Annotated in this window: 15 protein-coding genes; 9 read left to right on the top strand and 6 right to left on the bottom strand. The window is 72.9% G+C overall.

Features of this window, described 5'->3' with window-relative positions:
• Window positions 1–30 precede the first annotated feature (30 nt).
• Window positions 31–921 carry an HAD family hydrolase gene (locus BBH68_RS12985; RefSeq protein WP_065961873.1) on the bottom strand — a complete coding sequence of 297 codons (891 nt, stop codon included), beginning with the start codon at window positions 919–921 and terminating at the stop codon, window positions 31–33.
• 91 nt (window positions 922–1,012) lie between these two features.
• Between BBH68_RS12985 and BBH68_RS12980 the strand changes: the two genes are divergently transcribed.
• The 7 genes from BBH68_RS12980 to BBH68_RS12950 all read left to right on the top strand — a co-directional run bounded on the left by BBH68_RS12980 (window position 1,013) and on the right by BBH68_RS12950 (window position 7,334).
• The gene (locus BBH68_RS12980) at window positions 1,013–1,921 is read left to right on the top strand and encodes an LLM class flavin-dependent oxidoreductase (RefSeq protein WP_065961956.1); all 909 of its coding nucleotides are present in this window, start codon (window positions 1,013–1,015) and stop codon (window positions 1,919–1,921) included.
• A 180-nt stretch (window positions 1,922–2,101) separates the two neighbouring features.
• The gene (gene htpX / locus BBH68_RS12975; RefSeq protein ID WP_065961869.1) at window positions 2,102–3,013 is read left to right on the top strand and encodes a zinc metalloprotease HtpX; all 912 of its coding nucleotides are present in this window, start codon (window positions 2,102–2,104) and stop codon (window positions 3,011–3,013) included.
• 5 nt (window positions 3,014–3,018) lie between these two features.
• Complete coding sequence (pspAB, locus tag BBH68_RS12970; RefSeq protein ID WP_065961866.1) at window positions 3,019–3,612, top strand: PspA-associated protein PspAB; 594 nt, start codon at window positions 3,019–3,021, stop codon at window positions 3,610–3,612.
• A gap of 177 nt (window positions 3,613–3,789) precedes the next feature.
• Window positions 3,790–4,767, top strand: a complete 978-nt coding sequence (locus BBH68_RS12965; protein WP_076970921.1) for an ABC transporter ATP-binding protein — start codon at window positions 3,790–3,792, stop codon at window positions 4,765–4,767.
• Window positions 4,757–5,656 carry an ABC transporter permease subunit gene (locus tag BBH68_RS12960; protein WP_065961953.1) on the top strand — a complete coding sequence of 300 codons (900 nt, stop codon included), beginning with the start codon at window positions 4,757–4,759 and terminating at the stop codon, window positions 5,654–5,656. Before BBH68_RS12965 ends, BBH68_RS12960 begins: the two co-directional genes overlap by 11 nt.
• Window positions 5,653–6,579, top strand: coding sequence for an ABC transporter ATP-binding protein (locus BBH68_RS12955; protein ID WP_065961861.1), 927 nt, complete (start codon window positions 5,653–5,655; stop codon window positions 6,577–6,579). Before BBH68_RS12960 ends, BBH68_RS12955 begins: the two co-directional genes overlap by 4 nt.
• A 26-nt stretch (window positions 6,580–6,605) precedes the next feature.
• Window positions 6,606–7,334, top strand: coding sequence for an ABC transporter permease subunit (locus tag BBH68_RS12950; protein WP_065961859.1), 729 nt, complete (start codon window positions 6,606–6,608; stop codon window positions 7,332–7,334).
• Window positions 7,335–7,446: 112 nt separating this feature from the next.
• Here BBH68_RS12950 and BBH68_RS12945 read toward each other — a convergent pair whose 3' ends face one another.
• The 3 genes from BBH68_RS12945 to BBH68_RS12935 form a co-directional block, all read right to left on the bottom strand.
• The gene (locus BBH68_RS12945) at window positions 7,447–8,778 is read right to left on the bottom strand and encodes a CynX/NimT family MFS transporter (RefSeq protein ID WP_245738036.1); all 1,332 of its coding nucleotides are present in this window, start codon (window positions 8,776–8,778) and stop codon (window positions 7,447–7,449) included.
• A 73-nt stretch (window positions 8,779–8,851) separates the two neighbouring features.
• A complete protein-coding gene (locus BBH68_RS12940; protein WP_065961856.1) occupies window positions 8,852–9,568 on the bottom strand; it encodes a FadR/GntR family transcriptional regulator in 717 nt (238 codons plus the stop codon).
• Window positions 9,569–9,768: 200 nt separating this feature from the next.
• Window positions 9,769–11,322, bottom strand: coding sequence for an MFS transporter (locus tag BBH68_RS12935; protein ID WP_065961855.1), 1,554 nt, complete (start codon window positions 11,320–11,322; stop codon window positions 9,769–9,771).
• Between the two features lie 139 nt (window positions 11,323–11,461).
• Between BBH68_RS12935 and BBH68_RS12930 the strand changes: the two genes are divergently transcribed.
• Together BBH68_RS12930 and BBH68_RS12925 are read left to right on the top strand one after the other, a co-directional pair.
• Complete coding sequence (locus tag BBH68_RS12930) at window positions 11,462–12,484, top strand: Lrp/AsnC family transcriptional regulator (protein ID WP_065961852.1); 1,023 nt, start codon at window positions 11,462–11,464, stop codon at window positions 12,482–12,484.
• A gap of 214 nt (window positions 12,485–12,698) precedes the next feature.
• The gene (locus tag BBH68_RS12925; RefSeq protein ID WP_065961850.1) at window positions 12,699–13,151 is read left to right on the top strand and encodes a phospholipase; all 453 of its coding nucleotides are present in this window, start codon (window positions 12,699–12,701) and stop codon (window positions 13,149–13,151) included.
• Here BBH68_RS12925 and BBH68_RS12920 read toward each other — a convergent pair.
• Both BBH68_RS12920 and serS read right to left on the bottom strand, forming a co-directional pair.
• Window positions 13,135–13,953, bottom strand: coding sequence for a Cof-type HAD-IIB family hydrolase (locus BBH68_RS12920; RefSeq protein WP_065961849.1), 819 nt, complete (start codon window positions 13,951–13,953; stop codon window positions 13,135–13,137). The two genes, BBH68_RS12925 and BBH68_RS12920, sit on opposite strands and share 17 nt — an antisense overlap.
• Window positions 13,950–15,227: a serine--tRNA ligase gene (gene serS / locus BBH68_RS12915; protein WP_065961847.1), complete on the bottom strand. Its 1,278-nt coding sequence runs from the start codon at window positions 15,225–15,227 to the stop codon at window positions 13,950–13,952. Before serS ends, BBH68_RS12920 begins: the two co-directional genes overlap by 4 nt.
• Window positions 15,228–15,837: the final 610 nt, after the last annotated feature.

Below are 15,837 nucleotides of genomic sequence, written 5' to 3'. Positions count from 1 at the left end.
CGGCCGGGGGGCGGTTCCGCTGCTCCGGGTTCAGCCCTCCAGCCGCTCCAGGATCCGCTCGATGGCGGCCGCGACCCCGTCCTCCTCATTGCTGACGGTGCGGTGGGTGGTCGACCCCAGCACGTGCGGGTGGGCGTTGGCCATCGCGTACGAGGTGCCTGCCCAGGCCAGCATGTCCAGGTCATTGGGCATGTCGCCGAACGCCACGACCTCCTCGGGGGCGATGCCCCGCTGGGCGCAGCACCGGGCCAGGGTGCTGGCCTTGCTCACCCCGAGCCCGCTGATCTCCAGCAGGGCGGTGGGGCTGGAGCGGGTGAAGTCGCCGTGGACGCCGGCCGCCGCGCGGCCCAGGTCCAGGAAGGCGTCGGGCGCCAGCGCGGGGTGGTGGGCGAGCAGCTTGAGGACCGGTGTGCCGTCGTGCTCGCCGCCTTCGGCCAGCAGCTTCTCGGCGGGGGCGATGATCGCGCTCGGGTCGCGGTGGAAGGGGGGGTATTCCGGCTCGTAGCAGATCCCGCCGGTGCGCTCGACCGCGAAGGAGGTGCCGGGGGCCGCGCGGCGCAGGGCCTCCACGGCGGCGAGGGCCTGGTGGTCGGGCAGCGGGCAGGTCTCGATCAGCCGCCCGCCGTCGTGCAGATCGACGACGGCCGCGCCGTTCGCGCAGATGGCCAGGCCGTGGCCGTGCACATGGGCGCTGACGACGTCCATCCAGCGGGCAGGCCGGCCGGTCACGAAGAAGACCTCGATGCCCGCCTGCTCCGCCGCGGCGAGGGCGGCGACGGTGCGGTCCGAGACCGTCTTGTCGTTGCGCAACAGGGTGCCGTCGAGGTCGGTGGCGATCAGCCGGGGCCGGAAAACGGCGGGTACGGATCTGTCTGCGGCCGGGGTCTCGGACTGCTCGGTTGCTGGAGTCACGACAACCATCCTCCCGCATATGCCGGGCAGGAGTGCCCGACGGGGCCCGCGACGTCGGGAGCCCAGCGTGATCCACAAGGCACCCCCTAAGCTCGAGGGCATGCGACTGAGCACCGTGATCCTGCCCGTACGCCGCTGGTCCGAGGGTGGCCGGGAGGTGTGGCAGCGCGCCGAGCAGCTCGGTTTCCACGCCGCGTACACCTATGACCACCTGTCGTGGCGCACCTTCCGTGACGGGCCCTGGTTCGGGGCGGTCCCCACGCTCACGGCGGCGGCCGCGGCGACCTCCCGGCTGCGTCTTGGCACCCTGGTCACCTCCCCCAACTTCCGCCACCCCGTGACCCTCGCCAAGGAGCTGATCTCCCTGGACGACGTCTCGGGCGGCCGGGTCACGCTGGGCATCGGGGCGGGCGGTTCCGGCTTCGACGCGACGGCGCTGCTGCGCGGCGCGGAGGAGGCGTGGACGCCGCGCGAGCGGGCCGACCGTTTCGGCGAGTTCGTGGCGCTGCTGGACCGGCTGCTGACCGAGGACGCGGTGACGTACGAGGGCCGCTACTACAGCGCCCGGGAGGCACGCAACATCCCCGGCTGCGTCCAGCGGCCCCGGCTGCCCTTCGCCGTCGCCGCCACCGGCCCGCGCGGGCTGCGGCTCGCGGCGCGGTACGGGCAGGCGTGGGTGACCACGGGCGACCCGAAGATCTACGAGACCGGGACGCCGGCCGAGTCGGTGGCCGCCATCGGCCGGCAGATCTCCCGGCTGGGCGAGGCGTGCGCCGAGTCCGGGCGGGACGTCGCGGAGCTGGACAAGATCCTGCTCACCGGCTTCACCCCGGACCCCGGGCGGCCGCTGTCCTCCCTCGACGCGTTCGTGGACTTCGCGGGCGAGCATGCGCGGCTGGGCGTGGACGAGATCGTGCTGCACTGGCCGATCCCCGACTCGGTCTTCGCGGCGGACCTGGCCGTTTTCGAGAAGATCGCCACGGACGCCCTGGCCCAGCTCAGCGGCTGACCCGGGGCGTGCCGCAACTCCGGATAGGGCGAATGGATCAAAAGCCTTCACTCTTATGTGAAAGGTTTTGTCGGGGCAAGGCGCGTTTAATCCGGCAATACGGTCGTGAGGCGCAGAATCGGGTGTAGAGATTCCGGCGGCACACCACCGGCCGGACGCCACCTTCGCTGGGAGGCACCCATGCCACGTACCCGATACGCCCCCGACCGGGGCCTGACCACCCGCATGGTGACCACGATGTTCTTCATCGGGCTGCTCTACGTGGTCTTCGTCGGCGTGCTGCTGGCCCTGCTGCGCGGGGCCTGGCCGCTGATCCTGCTGATCGCGGGCGGGCTGTTCGTGGCGCAGTTCTGGTTCAGCGACCGGATCGCGGCGTTCTCCATGGGCGCCCGGGAGGTCACCCCGGAGCAGGCGCCCGAGCTGCACGGCGCGGTGGACCGGCTGTGCGCGCTCGCCGACATGCCCAAGCCGAAGGTGGCCATCGCCGACACGGACGTGCCCAACGCCTTCGCGACCGGTCGCAACCAGCGCAACGCGATGGTGTGCGCGACCACGGGGCTGCTGCGCCGGCTGGAGCCGGAGGAACTGGAGGGCGTGCTCGCGCACGAGCTGTCCCATGTAGCCCACCGGGATGTGGCGGTCATGACCATAGCCTCGTTCCTGGGTGTGCTGGCCGGGATGCTGACCCGCGTCGCCCTGTGGGGCGGCCTGACCAGCCGCAACAGCCGGGACAGCAACACCGCCATAGCGGTGCTGATCATCCCGCTGGTGAGCGCCGTCGTCTATGTGATCAGCTTCCTGCTCACCCGGCTGCTGTCCCGCTATCGGGAGCTCAGCGCCGACCGCGCCGGCGCGCTGCTGACCGGCCGCCCCTCGGCGCTGGCCGCCGCGCTGACCAAGGTGACCGGGCAGATGGCCCGAATACCGACGCGCGACCTGCGCCACGCGGAGCCGTTCAACGCCTTCTACTTCGCCCCGGCGCTGAGCGGGCAGAGCCTGAGCAGCCTGCTCGCCTCCCACCCCCCGCTGGAGCGGCGACTCGACCAGCTGGCCCGTGTCGCCGCCCAGCTCGGCCAGGAAGGGAGGGGCTGAGCGCCATGGGGTTCTGGGACGCCGTACTCGGCCGCAGCAAGCCCGCCCGCCCCGACCTCGACCAGCTCTTCGCGCTGCCGTCGGCGGCGGTCACGCTGGAGGCCGGGGCCGGGTTCACCCCTACGGGGCTGGGCTCGGTGTGCTTCGCGAGCGTCGAGGGCGGGGCCTTCGACCGGCTCCAGGAGGAGGTGCGGGCCCTGCTGGACGCGGACACCGAACGCGGCGGGGCGCCCGTCGAGTTCAGCCGGGACGGGTACGGCTACACCTGGCTGCTGGCCCGGCAGCCGCCGGGCGACCTGGCGGCGCTGGTGAGCGATCTGCACGCGGTCAACACCCTGCTCCAGGAGGCCGGTTTCGGCCCCCAGCTGCTGTGCTCGCTGGTCGGCTTCCAGGACGCGGAGGCCCGGCCGCTGGCGCTGGTGTACCTCTACAAGCGCGGCACGTTCTACCCCTTCGCGCCGCTTCCCGGCGGCGGGGAGAGGCGGAACAACGCCCTCGAGCTCCAGGTGCGGGGGCTGCTCGCCGACGATCTGCGGGTGGAGGAGGACCTGGGCCGCTGGTTCCCGGTATGGGGGGCGCCGGGGCTGCGAGCATCATGAGGGCCGGCCCGCACAGCGCCGCCGGCCCGCGCAGCCGGCCCTCCCGAAAGTGCCGCCCCTGAACAGCCGGGCCCTGCCGAAAGTGCCGCCCCCTACGGGGTCGTCAGACCGGAGGACTAGGGAAATCCAGCCGTCTGGACTGACGTGCGGTGTGGCCCACGCCACTACGGTCGAACTGTGACTGTGATCGCCACCGAAAGCCTGAGCAAGCGGTTCCCCCGGGTCACCGCGCTCGACCGGCTCTCCGTCGACATCACGCCGGGCGTCACCGGCCTGGTAGGTGCCAACGGGGCCGGCAAGTCCACCCTGATCAAGATCCTGCTGGGGCTGTCCCCCGCGAGCGAGGGGCGCGCCACCGTCCTGGGCCTCGATGTGGCCACCGACGGCAGCGCCATCCGCGAGCAGGTCGGCTACATGCCCGAGCACGACTGCCTGCCGCCCGACGTCTCGGCGACCGAGTTCGTCGTCCACATGGCGCGCATGTCCGGCCTGCCGCCCACCGCCGCCCGCGAGCGGACCGCCGACACCCTGCGCCACGTGGGGCTGTACGAGGAGCGGTACCGCCCCATGGGCGGCTACTCCACCGGCATGAAGCAGCGCGTCAAGCTCGCCCAGGCGCTGGTCCACGACCCGCGGCTGGTCCTCCTCGACGAGCCCACCAACGGCCTCGACCCGGCCGGCCGCGACGAGATGCTCGGCCTGATCCGCCGGGTCCACACCGACTTCGGCATCTCGGTCCTGGTCACCTCGCATCTGCTGGGCGAGCTGGAGCGGACCTGCGACCACGTCGTCGTCATCGACGGCGGCCGGCTGCTGCGCTCCAGCTCCACCCGCGACTTCACCCAGGCCACGGCCTCGCTCGCGATCGAGGTGACCGACACCGCCGCGCACCCGGACGGCACGGCCGCGCTGCGCGCCGCCCTGGCCGAGGCCGGTCTCGAGGTCCAGCCCGCGAGCCGCGCCGGCGACGGGGCGCCCGCCTCCGAGCACGTGCTGCTCGTGGACGTGGCCGGCGACGAGACGTACGACACGGTGCGGGACGCCATCGCCCGGCTCGGCCTCGGCCTGATCCGCATGGAGCAGCGCCGCCACCGGATCGCGGAGATCTTCCGCGACGACGAGAACGGAAGCGGAGGTGCCGCCGATGCCGCCTGAGACCACGACCCAGCAGCGCGCCGACGTCATCCACAACATCGGCTACCGCCACTACGACGGCCCGCGCCTGGGCCGCGCCTACGCCCGCCGCTCGCTGTTCTCGCAGAGCCTGCGCGGCGCCTACGGCCTCGGCCGCTCGGCCAAGTCGAAGGTCGCGCCGATGCTGCTCGCCGCCGTGATGTGCGTGCCCGCCATCATCCTGGTCTCCGTGACCGTGGTGACCAAGGGCGACCAGCTCCCCGTCCAGTACACGCGGTACGCGATCATCATGCAGGCCGTCATCGGCCTGTACACCGCGGCCCAGGCCCCCCAGTCCGTCTCCCGGGACCTGCGCTTCAAGACGATCCCGCTGTACTTCTCCCGCCCCATAGAGGCGATGGACTACGTGACGGCCAAGTTCGCCGCCATGGCGTCCGCGCTCTTCGCCCTCACCGCCGCGCCGCTGGTGATCATGTACGCGGGTGCCCTGCTCGCCAAGCTGGACTTCGCCGACCAGACGAAGTCCTTCGCGCAAGGACTGGTCTCCGTGCTTCTGCTCTCGCTCCTCTTCGCCGGCATCAGCCTGGTCATCGCCGCGCTCACCCCGCGCCGGGGCTTCGGCGTCGCGGCCGTCATCGCCGTGCTGACCATCTCCTACGGAGCGGTCTCCACCCTCCAGGCCATCGCGTACGACCAGGCCAACACCGGGGCGGTCAGCTGGATCGGGCTGTTCTCGCCGATCACCATTATCGACGGCGTGCAGACGGCCTTCCTCGGCGCCTCCTCCGCCTTCCCCGGCGGATACGGCCCGGGCACCGGGGCCGGGCTCGTCTACCTCCTCGTCCTCCTCGGCCTGATCGCCGGCTCCTACGGCCTGCTCCTGCGCCGCTACCGAAAGGTCGGGCTGTGACCACGATCGCCATCGACAACGTCTCCCGCTGGTTCGGGAATGTCGTGGCCGTCAACGACGTGACCATGACGATCGGCCCCGGTGTCACCGGCCTGCTCGGCCCCAACGGCGCGGGCAAGTCCACTCTCATCAGCATGATGGGCGGCTTCCTGGCGCCCTCCACCGGAACCGTCACCCTGGACGGGGCCACCATCTGGCGCAATGAGCAGGCGTACCGCCGGATCGGCCTCGTCCCCGAGCGCGAGGGGATGTACGACTTCCTCACCGGCCGCGAGTTCGTCATCGCCAACGCCGAGCTGCACGGCCTGCCCGATCCCCGCGCCGCCGCCCGCAAGGCGCTGGAGACGGTCGAGATGGACTTCGCGGGCTCCCGCCGGATCGCCACGTACAGCAAGGGCATGCGCCAGCGGGTGAAGATGGCCTCCGCGCTCGTCCACGAGCCGTCGGTGCTGCTGCTCGACGAGCCGTTCAACGGCATGGACCCGCGCCAGCGGATGCAACTCATGGAGCTGCTGCGGCGGATGGGGGACGAGGGCCGTACCGTCCTGTTCTCCTCGCACATCCTGGAGGAGGTGGAGCAGCTCGCCGCGCACATCGAGGTGATCGTCGCCGGCCGGCACGCGGCCTCCGGGGACTTCCGCAAGATCCGCCGCCTGATGACCGACCGGCCGCACCGCTATCTGGTGCGCTCCAGCGACGACCGCGCGCTCGCTGCCGCCCTCATCGCCGACCACTCCACCGCGGGCATCGAGGTGGACGCGAGCGGCGGCCCCGAGGCCGGGTTGCACATCCAGGCGGTCGACTTCGCCCGCTTCACCGAACTGCTGCCCCGGGTCGCCCGTGACCTGGGCGTCCGGCTCCTCACGGTCTCGCCCTCCGACGAGTCCCTGGAGAGCGTCTTCTCCTACCTCGTCGCGGCCTGAGCGGCCGGAAAGGAGCCCTGGAAGCGATGTCCTCGCTCTACCACCCCACCGTCGCCCGGCTCACCTACCGGGCCCTGCTCGGCCGCCGCCGGGCGCTGATCCTGTTCACCCTGCCCGCGCTGCTGCTGGTCATCGCGGTGGCCGTACGGGTCCTGTCCGGCGCCGACGACCAGACCGCCGACGCCGTCCTGGGCGGCTTCGCGCTCGCCACGATGGTCCCGCTGATCGGGGTGATCGCCGGGACGGGCGCGATCGGCCCGGAGATCGACGACGGCTCGGTCGTCTACCTGCTGGCCAAGCCCGTCAAGCGGCCGACGATCATCCTGACCAAGTTCGCCGTCGCGACCGGGGTCACCGTCGTCTTCTCGGCGGTGCCCACCCTGCTCGCGGGCTTCGTCCTCAACGGGAACGGCCAACAGCTGGCCGTCGCCTACGCCGTCGCCGCAGCCGTCGCCTCGGTCGCCTACAGCGCGATGTTCCTGCTGCTGGGCACCGTCACCCGGCACGCGGTGATCGTGGGCCTGGTCTACGCCCTGGTGTGGGAGTCGCTCTTCGGCAGCCTGGTCCCCGGGGCCCGCGTGCTCAGCGTCCAGCAGTGGGCGCTTGCGCTCGCCCAGAAGGTCGCCGACAGCGGGGCGGTCTCCTCCGAGGTGGGGCTGCCCGCCGCCGTGGTGCTGCTGACCGCCGTGACCGTGGCCGCGACCTGGTACGCGGGGCGGAAGCTGCGCGGCCTGACGCTCGCGGGAGAGGAGTGACCCAAGGGGGCCCAGGGGCGCCGGGCCCCGTGAGTTCTCCGGGTTCCGGGCCACGGGCAATGGGTTCCGGGTTACGGGCCGGGGGCTGCGGGTTACGGGTTACGGGCCGGGGCTACGGGCGGATCACGCGGTCGCGGCCCGCGCCCAGGCCCAGCAGCGCGAGCGCCGCGCACACCGCGAGCATCAGCCCGATCGGCAGCGCCCAGCCACCCGTCGCCTGGTGCACCGCGCCGAGCACCAGCGGGCCGGCCGCGGCGAGCAGATAGCCCCACGTCTGCGCCATCCCCGACAGCCGGGCCGAGGTGTGCGCGTCCGAGGTGCGCAGCACCATCATCGTCAGCGCCAGGCCCACCGAGCCGCCCTGCCCGACCCCGATCAGGGCCGCCCACAGCCAGGCCCCGCCCGCCGGGGCGACCAGCAGCCCGGCGATGCCCGAGGCCATCAGCGCCGCGACCGCGACGGCCAGCAGCCGCTGGCTCCGCATCCGCCCGGCGAGCAGCGGCACCAGGAACGAACCGGCCATCTGGACCAGCGTGCTGAAGGCGAAGACCAGACCGGCGGCGCCCTTGCTCATGCCGTCGTCGGTGAGGATCGTCGGCATCCAGGCGATGGTGACGTACGCGATCAGCGACTGGAGGCCCATGAAGAGGGTGACCTGCCAGGCCAGCGGCGAGCGCGCCAGCCCGCGACCGGCCTTGGACCCCGGTTGGGGCCCGGTCGCGGTCGCGGTCCGTACGGGCACGGCCGCCGCCTGGCCGTGGCGGGTGCCGCGGCGGGCGAGCAGCGCCTGCGGGAGCCAGGCCGCCGCGGCGACCGCGGCCGGCAGCGACCAGGAGGCGAGCGAGCCGCGCCAGCCGCCCAGCGCGTTCTCCAGCGGCACGGCGGCCGCGGCGGAGAGCGTGGCGCCGCCGATCATCGCGGTGGTGTAGAGGGCGGTCATCCCGGCGGCCCGGTGCGGGAAGTCCCGCTTGATCAGCCCCGGCATCAGCACGTTGAGCAGGGCGATCCCGCTGCCGACCAGCGCGCCGCCCGCGAAGAGGGCGGCGAGCGGCGGCGCGACGCGCAGCAGCACGCCGCCGCACAGCAGCACCAGCGCGGCCAGCAGGACCGCCTCCGTGCCCCAGCGGCGGGCGAGCCGGGGCGCCAGCGGCGAGGCGAGGCCCATGAAGACGAGCGGAATGGTCGTCACCAGGCTGCCGGTCGTGGCGGACAGGCCGTAGTGGTCGCTGATCTCGCCGAGCAGCGGGGAGACTCCGGCCAGCGAGGCCCGCATGTTGACCGACGCCAGCACGATGCCCAGCAGCAGGAGCGCGGGGTGGGACCGCAGCCCGCGGCGCGCGGCGACCACCTCGGGGGTGGGCCGCAGATCGGTCTCGGCGTCCACCAGCGGGGGCTCGGCGGCGATGCGGGTGAGCGGCGGTTCCGGCAGCTGCGGGCGTGACAAGGAGCGCTCCTCCTGGGGGTGCGTGGGCATGGTGGGGTGGGGACGAGGGGGTGGGTGAGCGTGGGGCCGGGCTTCAGACGGAGTCCGCGGCGAGCAGCGCCTCCACGGCGCGTTTGGGCACCTCGAGCAGGGCCCGCGCGGCCGCCTCGGCCGCTTCCGGGTCCCCGGAGGCGATCGCGTCCACGACCGCCTGGTGGTCGCCGGGCACCAGGCGCGGCATCTCCCGGTCGCCGAGCGCGGTGACCAGCGCCTCGCGCACGGTCCCGCTGAACCAGGCGTAGGTGGCGCTCAGCGCCGAGTTGTGCGCCGCGTCGACCACGGCGGTGTGGAACGCGACGTCGTGCTCGGCGTACAGCTCATGGCGGTCGGCGTCCGGCTGCCCCGCGGCGTCCTCCAGGGCCGCCTGGGCCGCCAGGGCCGCGCGCATCCGCGTCAGGTCGGCGGGGCGGTGGCGCAGCGCGGCGAGCCGCGCGCCCTCCGCCTCCAGTGCGACGCGCAGCTCCAGGACGTCGCGGATCCCGGCGCGCCGCAGCCCGCGCATCACCGCGGCCGGGTCGGTGGTGGAGACCACGAAGGTGCCCTCGCCCTGCCGGGACCGGAGCATCCCGTCGTGGACGAGCACCCGCACCGCCTCGCGGACGGTGTTCCGGCCGACCTGGAGCTGCTCGGCGAGCGCGTGCTCGGTGGGGACGCGGTCGCCGACCTTCCACTCGCCGCCGGTGAGCTGGGCGCGCAGCTGCTCGACGACCGTGTCCACGAGGGACTGCCGCCCCGCCGCCCGCAGCGCCATGCGCACCCCCTTCGAAGCCAGCCCCGGCCCCTGACCGGTTGCCCAGTCATCCTACAAATCTGTTTGCAGTGTACACCTTCCTTGGCGGCGGGTACGCCCGTGGCCGGGGCCGCGATTCCGCGCGGCCCCGGCCAGGTTCGGTTTGGTTCGGTGAGGGCCCGATTCGGTGAGGGCCCGGCTCGGCTCGGTGAGGGCCCGGCTCAGGTACGGGCCGGCTCCGCCGGGGGCGCGGTCTTGTCCGCCGGGGCGCCGGGCTTCGCCGGGGCGCCCGGCTCGCCGCGCACGACCGCCAGCACCAGCAGGCCCGCCGCGAGCGCGGCGACGCCGGATATCAGGCAGATGCGGTCGAGCCCCGCCACGAAGGACTCCCGCACCAGCGCCTTCGCCTCCGCCGCCCGCCCCGCCGGGGCGGCGGTGATCACCGCGTCGGCGTGGCCGCCGCTGATGGCGCCGGCCGCCTGCCCGGCGGCGCGCCCCGGGACGGCTCCGCTGCCGTCGACGACATCCCGTACCCGCGTCGCGAACACGGTGCCGAGGACGGCGATCCCGAGCGCGTACCCCAGCTGGCGGAAGGTGTTCACGGCGCCGCTGGCCATCCCGGCGCGCTCCGGCGGGGCCGCGCCGAGCGCGGCGGACACCAGGACCGGCATGGCCAGGCCGATGCCGAGCCCGCCCAGCAGCAGCCCGGGGACGAAGACCGTCCAGTCGGAATCCGCCGTCAGCAGCGCGGTGGTGACCAGCGCCCCCGCGCTCACCAGCAGCAGCCCGCCGCCGAGCGCACGCCCCGGAGCGACGCGTTCCAGCACCCGCCCGCCGGCCGCTCCGACGATCAGCGCCATGCCCGCCATCGGGGTCACCGAGAGCCCGGCCTGCACCGGGCTGAGGCCGAGGACGGACTGCAGCCACATCCCCGCGTAGGTGAGGTACGGGAAGGCGGCCGCCTGGAGCAGCAGGGCCGCCGCCATCAGCACCGCGAAGGTGGGGCGGCGCATCAGCCCCAGGTCCAGCAGCGGCTGCCGCTTCCGGCGCTCCACCAGGACGAACACGACCAGCGCGAGGGCGGAGGCCACCAGCGACGCGACCGTGCCGCCCTCGGACCAGCCCTCCTCGCCGCCCCGCATCAGCCCGTACGTCAGAGCGCCGGCGCACAGCGTGAAGGACGCGGCGCCCGGCCAGTCGATCCGCGCGCCGGCGGCGCCGCGCGACTCGCCGACCGTACGGAGCGTGATCCACACCGCGATCGCCGTCAGCGGCAGATTGACCAGGAAGATCGCCCGCCAGTCGGCGTACTCGGTCAGCAGCCCGCCGAGCACCGGCCCGACCGCCGCGGCCGCCCCGCTGGTCCCGCCCCACACGCCGAAGGCGACGCCGCGGTCGCGGCCGGTGTAGGTGGCCATCAGCAGCGGGGTGGTGGTGGCGAACATCGCCGCCGCCCCGACGCCCTGCACCCCGCGGGCGGCGATCAGCACCCCGGTGCCCGGGGCCAGTCCGCAGGCCAGCGAGGAGAGGGCGAAGACGGTCAGCCCGAGCAGGTACAGCCGGCGCCGGCCGAAGAGGTCGGCCGCCGAACCGGCGGCCATCAGCAGGGCGGCGAGCGCCAGCGCGTAGATGTCCATCACCCACTGGAGGGAGGTGAACGAGGCGTCCAGGCCCTGCGCGACCTGGGGCAGCGCCGAGTTCACGATCGTGACGTCGATCAGCAGCATGAAATTGCCGAGGGTGATGGCCGCGAGCGGCCACCATTTGCTCCGCATGACGAACTCCGAGTTCCACAGCGAGTGGGGCCCGGCCCGACGCCGTACCCCCCGTGACGTCCACGGTCGTCAGTCGTCCCGATCTCTTCCAGCCGGCGCGGCTCGGGTGGCGTGATCCGACAAGAGGTAACCTTTCGCGGTGTATTCCGACACCCGGGTCACCCACGAGGCCCACGACGACCTGGACCGGCAGCTCGTCCAGGCCCTCCAGCTCGACGGCCGGGCCCCGTTCAGCCGGATCGCCGATGTGCTCGGCGTCTCCGACCAGACCGTGGCGCGCCGCTACACCCGGCTGCGCACGGCGGGGACGATCCGGGTGCTGGGGCTCACCGACCCCGTCGCGCTCGGCGAGGTCGTCTGGCTGGTGCGGGTGCAGTGCGCCCCGGACGCGGCCGTGTCGGTGGCCGAGGCGCTGGCCCGCCGCCCCGACACCTCATGGGTGAGCCTGCTGTCCGGTGGCACCGAGATCGCCGCCATCACGCGCGCGGCGTCCGGCGAGGACAGCGACGCCCTGCTGCTGCGCAAGCTGCCCCGCACCCCGCGGGTGGTGGGGGTGGCCGCGCACTGCATGCTCCACGAGTACTTCGGCGGGCCGGAGGGCCTGGTCAGCAAGTCCGGCATGCTGACGCCCCGGCAGATCGAGCGGCTGACCCATCCCGTCTCGCCCCGTCCGCCCGGTCCTCCCGTCGCGCTGGACGAGGGCGACCGGCGGCTGCTGGGCGTGCTGGCGCGCGACGGGCGGGCGGGGCTGGCCGAGTTGGTGGCCGCCACGGGCTGGTCGCAGTCGACGGTGCGCCGCCGCCTGGCCGAACTGCGCTCCGACGGCACGCTCTACTTCGACGTCGACTACCACCCACGGCTGTTCGGCCACGGCTCCACGGCCGTGCTGTGGCTGTCGGTGCCCCCCGCCGAGCTCGCGGCCGCCGGGGAGGCGGTGGCCGCGCACCCCGAGGTGGCCTTCGCCTGTGCGACCACCGGGCCGCACAATCTGCTGGCGATTGTGGTGTGCCGGGACGTACGAGGCCTGTACGACTATCTGACCACGCGGGTCGCCGCGCTGCCGGGGGTGCGGGGCATGGAGACCTCCCCGACGATCCGCCGGATCAAGGGACCGGGCCCGCTGCTGCTGTCGCCGCGCGGCCCGGCGCGGCGCGGCCCCTGAGAATGAGCCAAATGCGCTGATCACACGGCCACTTGGAGGAATCTCCCAAAGCCCGGTGGTTGAACTCTGTTCAAGCAGACGACTCAATGAATCTTGACGGTTGTCAGGGACCTGCCGAAGTCTTGGCGTGCACCACGCGCACCGCCTCGTACTCGCGCCATCTCCCTTCCCTACGGCGATATATGAAGCGCCGTCAGAGACATCGGAGGAACCGATGCGTCGTCTCGCCACGAGCCTCGCCGCCACCGCGGTCGCCGCGGCCGCCACCGTGGCCCTCTCCGGGCCCGCCCACGCCGCCGTACCCGCGGACAAGTCGCAGGTGCTCTCCAGCTGGACCCAGACGAGCGCCGGCAGCTACAACACCTGGCTCGCGGCGCGCAACAACCAGGGCGCCTGGTCCGCGTACCAGTTCAACTGGACGACGGACTACTGCAGCAAGTCCCCCGACAACCCCTTCGGCTTCCCGTTCCAGACCGCCTGCGCCCGCCATGACTTCGGCTACCGCAACTACAAGGCCGTCGGCGCCTTCGACGCGAACAAGGCCCGTCTCGACAGCGCCTTCTACGAGGACCTCAAGCGGGTGTGCGGCGCCTACAGCGGGGCGAAGAAGACCGCCTGCAACAGCACCGCCTGGACGTACTACCAGGCGGTCAAGGCCCTGGGCTGAGCAGCCGCTCCAGCACGAGGGCGATGCCGTCCTCGCCGTTGGACGCGGTGACCTCGTCGGCCACGGCCTTCAGCGCCGGGTGCGCCCCCGCCATCGCCACGCCGTGGGCCGCCCACTGGAGCATCGCTATGTCGTTGGGCATGTCGCCGAAGGCGATGGTGTCGGCCGCGGTCATCCCGAGGCGGCGGGCGGCCAGCGACAGGCCCGTCGCCTTGGTCAGCCCCAGCGGCAACAGCTCCACCAGCCCCGCGCCCGCCAGGGTCACCCCCACCAGGCCGCCCGCGGCCACCCGCGCCGCCTCGGCCAGCTCGTCGTCGCCCAGCCGCGCGTGCTGGATGTAGAGCTTGCTGACGGGGGCGGACCACAGGCCGGCCCGGTCGTCGAGCGGCCGGGCCGCCCGCTCCGCGGGGTGCACCCGATACCCGGGCCCGAACAGCACCTTGCCGTCGAGACCGTCCCGGGCCACGGCCAGGAACAGCGGGCCGACCTCCGACTCGATCTTCTCCAGGGCCAGCGCGCCCAGCTGCCGGTCCAGCGTCACCGAGGTCAGCAGCCGGTGCTCGCCCGCGTGGTAGACCTGCGCGCCCTGCGCGCACACCGCGAGCCCCCGGTAGTCGAGGTCGTCGAGGATGCGCCGGGCCACCGGCACCGTGCGCCCGGTGACCACGATGTGCGCCGCGCCCGCCGCGGTGGCCGCGGCGAGCGCCGCCCGGGTGCGCTCGGAGACCGTGTGGTCGTCGCGCAGCAGGGTCCCGTCGAGATCGGTGGCGATGAGCCGGTAGGGGAGAGCCGGCTCACTCATCGGGCGACCGGCTCCAGGACCTCACGCCCGCCCAGGTAGGGGCGCAGGACCTCGGGCACCCGCACCGACCCGTCGGCCTGCTGGTGGTTCTCCAGCAGGGCGACGATGGTGCGCGTGACCGCGCACAGCGTGCCGTTGAGCGTCGCCAGCGGCCGTACCCGCTTGTCCTCGCGCATCCGGATCGACAGCCGCCGGGACTGGAACTCGGTCGTGTTGGAGGTCGAGGTCAGCTCGCGGTACTTGCCCTGGGTCGGGATCCAGGCCTCGCAGTCGAACTTCCGCGTGGCCGAGGCGCCCAGGTCGGCCGAGGCCAGGTCGACCACCCGGAAGGGCAGCTCGAGCGAGGTCAGCCACTGCTTCTCCCACTCCAGCAGCCGCTGGTGCTCGGCCTCGGCCTCCTCCGGCGTCGTGTAGACGAACATCTCGACCTTGTCGAACTGGTGCACCCGGAAGATGCCGCGGGTGTCCTTGCCGTACGAGCCGGCCTCGCGGCGGAAGCAGGAGGAGAACCCGGCGTAGCGGCGCGGCAGTTCGGCCGCGTCCAGGATCTCGTCCATGTGGTACGCGGCGAGCGGGACCTCGGAGGTGCCGACCAGGAAGAGGTCGTCCTTGTCGAGGTGGTAGACGTCGTCCGCGGCCTGGCCGAGGAAGCCGGTGCCCTCCATGGCCTTGGGCTTGACCAGGGCCGGGGTGAGGACGGGGGTGAAGCCCGCCGCGGTGGCCTGCGCCATCGCCGCGTTGACCAGCGCCAGCTCGAGCAGGGCGCCGACGCCCGTCAGGTAGTAGAAGCGCGAGCCGGACACCTTGGCGCCGCGCTCGGTGTCGATGGCGCCGAGCAGCTCGCCGAGCTCCAGGTGGTCCTTGGGGGTGATGCCCTCGGCCGCGAAGTCGCGCGGGGTGCCGACCGTCTCCAGGACGACGAAGTCGTCCTCGCCGCCGATGGGCACGTCCGGGTGGACCAGATTGCCGAGCTGGAGCAGCAGCCGCTGGGTCTCCTCCGCGGCCTCGTCCTGCGCGGCGTCGGCGGCCTTCACCGCGGCGGACAGCTCGCCCGCCTTCTTCAGCAGCTCCGCCTTCTCGTCGCCGGAGGCCTTGGGGATGAGCTTGCCGAGCGCCTTCTGCTCGGCGCGCAGCTCGTCGAAGCGGACGCTGGACGACCTGCGCCGCTCGTCGGCGGAGAGCAGCGCGTCGACAAGGGCGACGTCCTCTCCACGGGCACGCTGGGAGGCGCGCACACGGTCGGGGTCCTCACGGAGCAGGCGAAGGTCAATCACGCCACCAGGTTACCGGTGTGCACATCCGGTGCTCGACGCGATATTCCCTTGCCTCATGCTTTGCTCGCTTTTGTGGTGATAGGCATTCCTGGGGATTGGCCTGTCCGTGTGCGCCTGCGCATCGCCGAGGAAAGCGCGCGCATTCCCTGAAATGGGGCACATGGGCGGGCGCGGCGTCCGGCTTTCCTTGTGCGAACGGGGAGTTGACCGTCGCGTTGTCCACAGGCCGGGGCGCGGTGGCGCAGGTTATCCACAGGCTGTGTGTGAGTTCTGTGGATGTCGGGCTGATCATCTGGTACGCGAAGTGCTCGGCGCAGGATTCCCCTCTCAAGCCTCGTTCACACACTCTTCCGGGTGGGATTCGCTCACTCCGGGGAGTCGGTCGGGGGAAAAGTGATGACGTGAGGGTGAGTGGGTGGGGGTAGGCGGGTTGGGGCGAGCTGGGTGATGTGTCGATTACGCCGGGTTGATGTGTCGACTTGTCCCCAGCCCGCGCCCCGCGCCTGTGGATAACTCTGTCGGGCCGGAAGCCCGAGACGCCGGGCACCGGGCCCGAGGCCCCGGGACGGCAGGCGCCGGGCCCGCAGGCACCGGGCCCGAGGCCCCAAGA

The organism is Streptomyces sparsogenes (assembly GCF_001704635.1).
Taxonomy (GTDB): domain Bacteria; phylum Actinomycetota; class Actinomycetes; order Streptomycetales; family Streptomycetaceae; genus Streptomyces; species Streptomyces sparsogenes.
The sequence above is the reverse complement of the archived record's forward strand: the minus strand, read 5'-3'. Positions and strand labels throughout refer to the sequence as shown.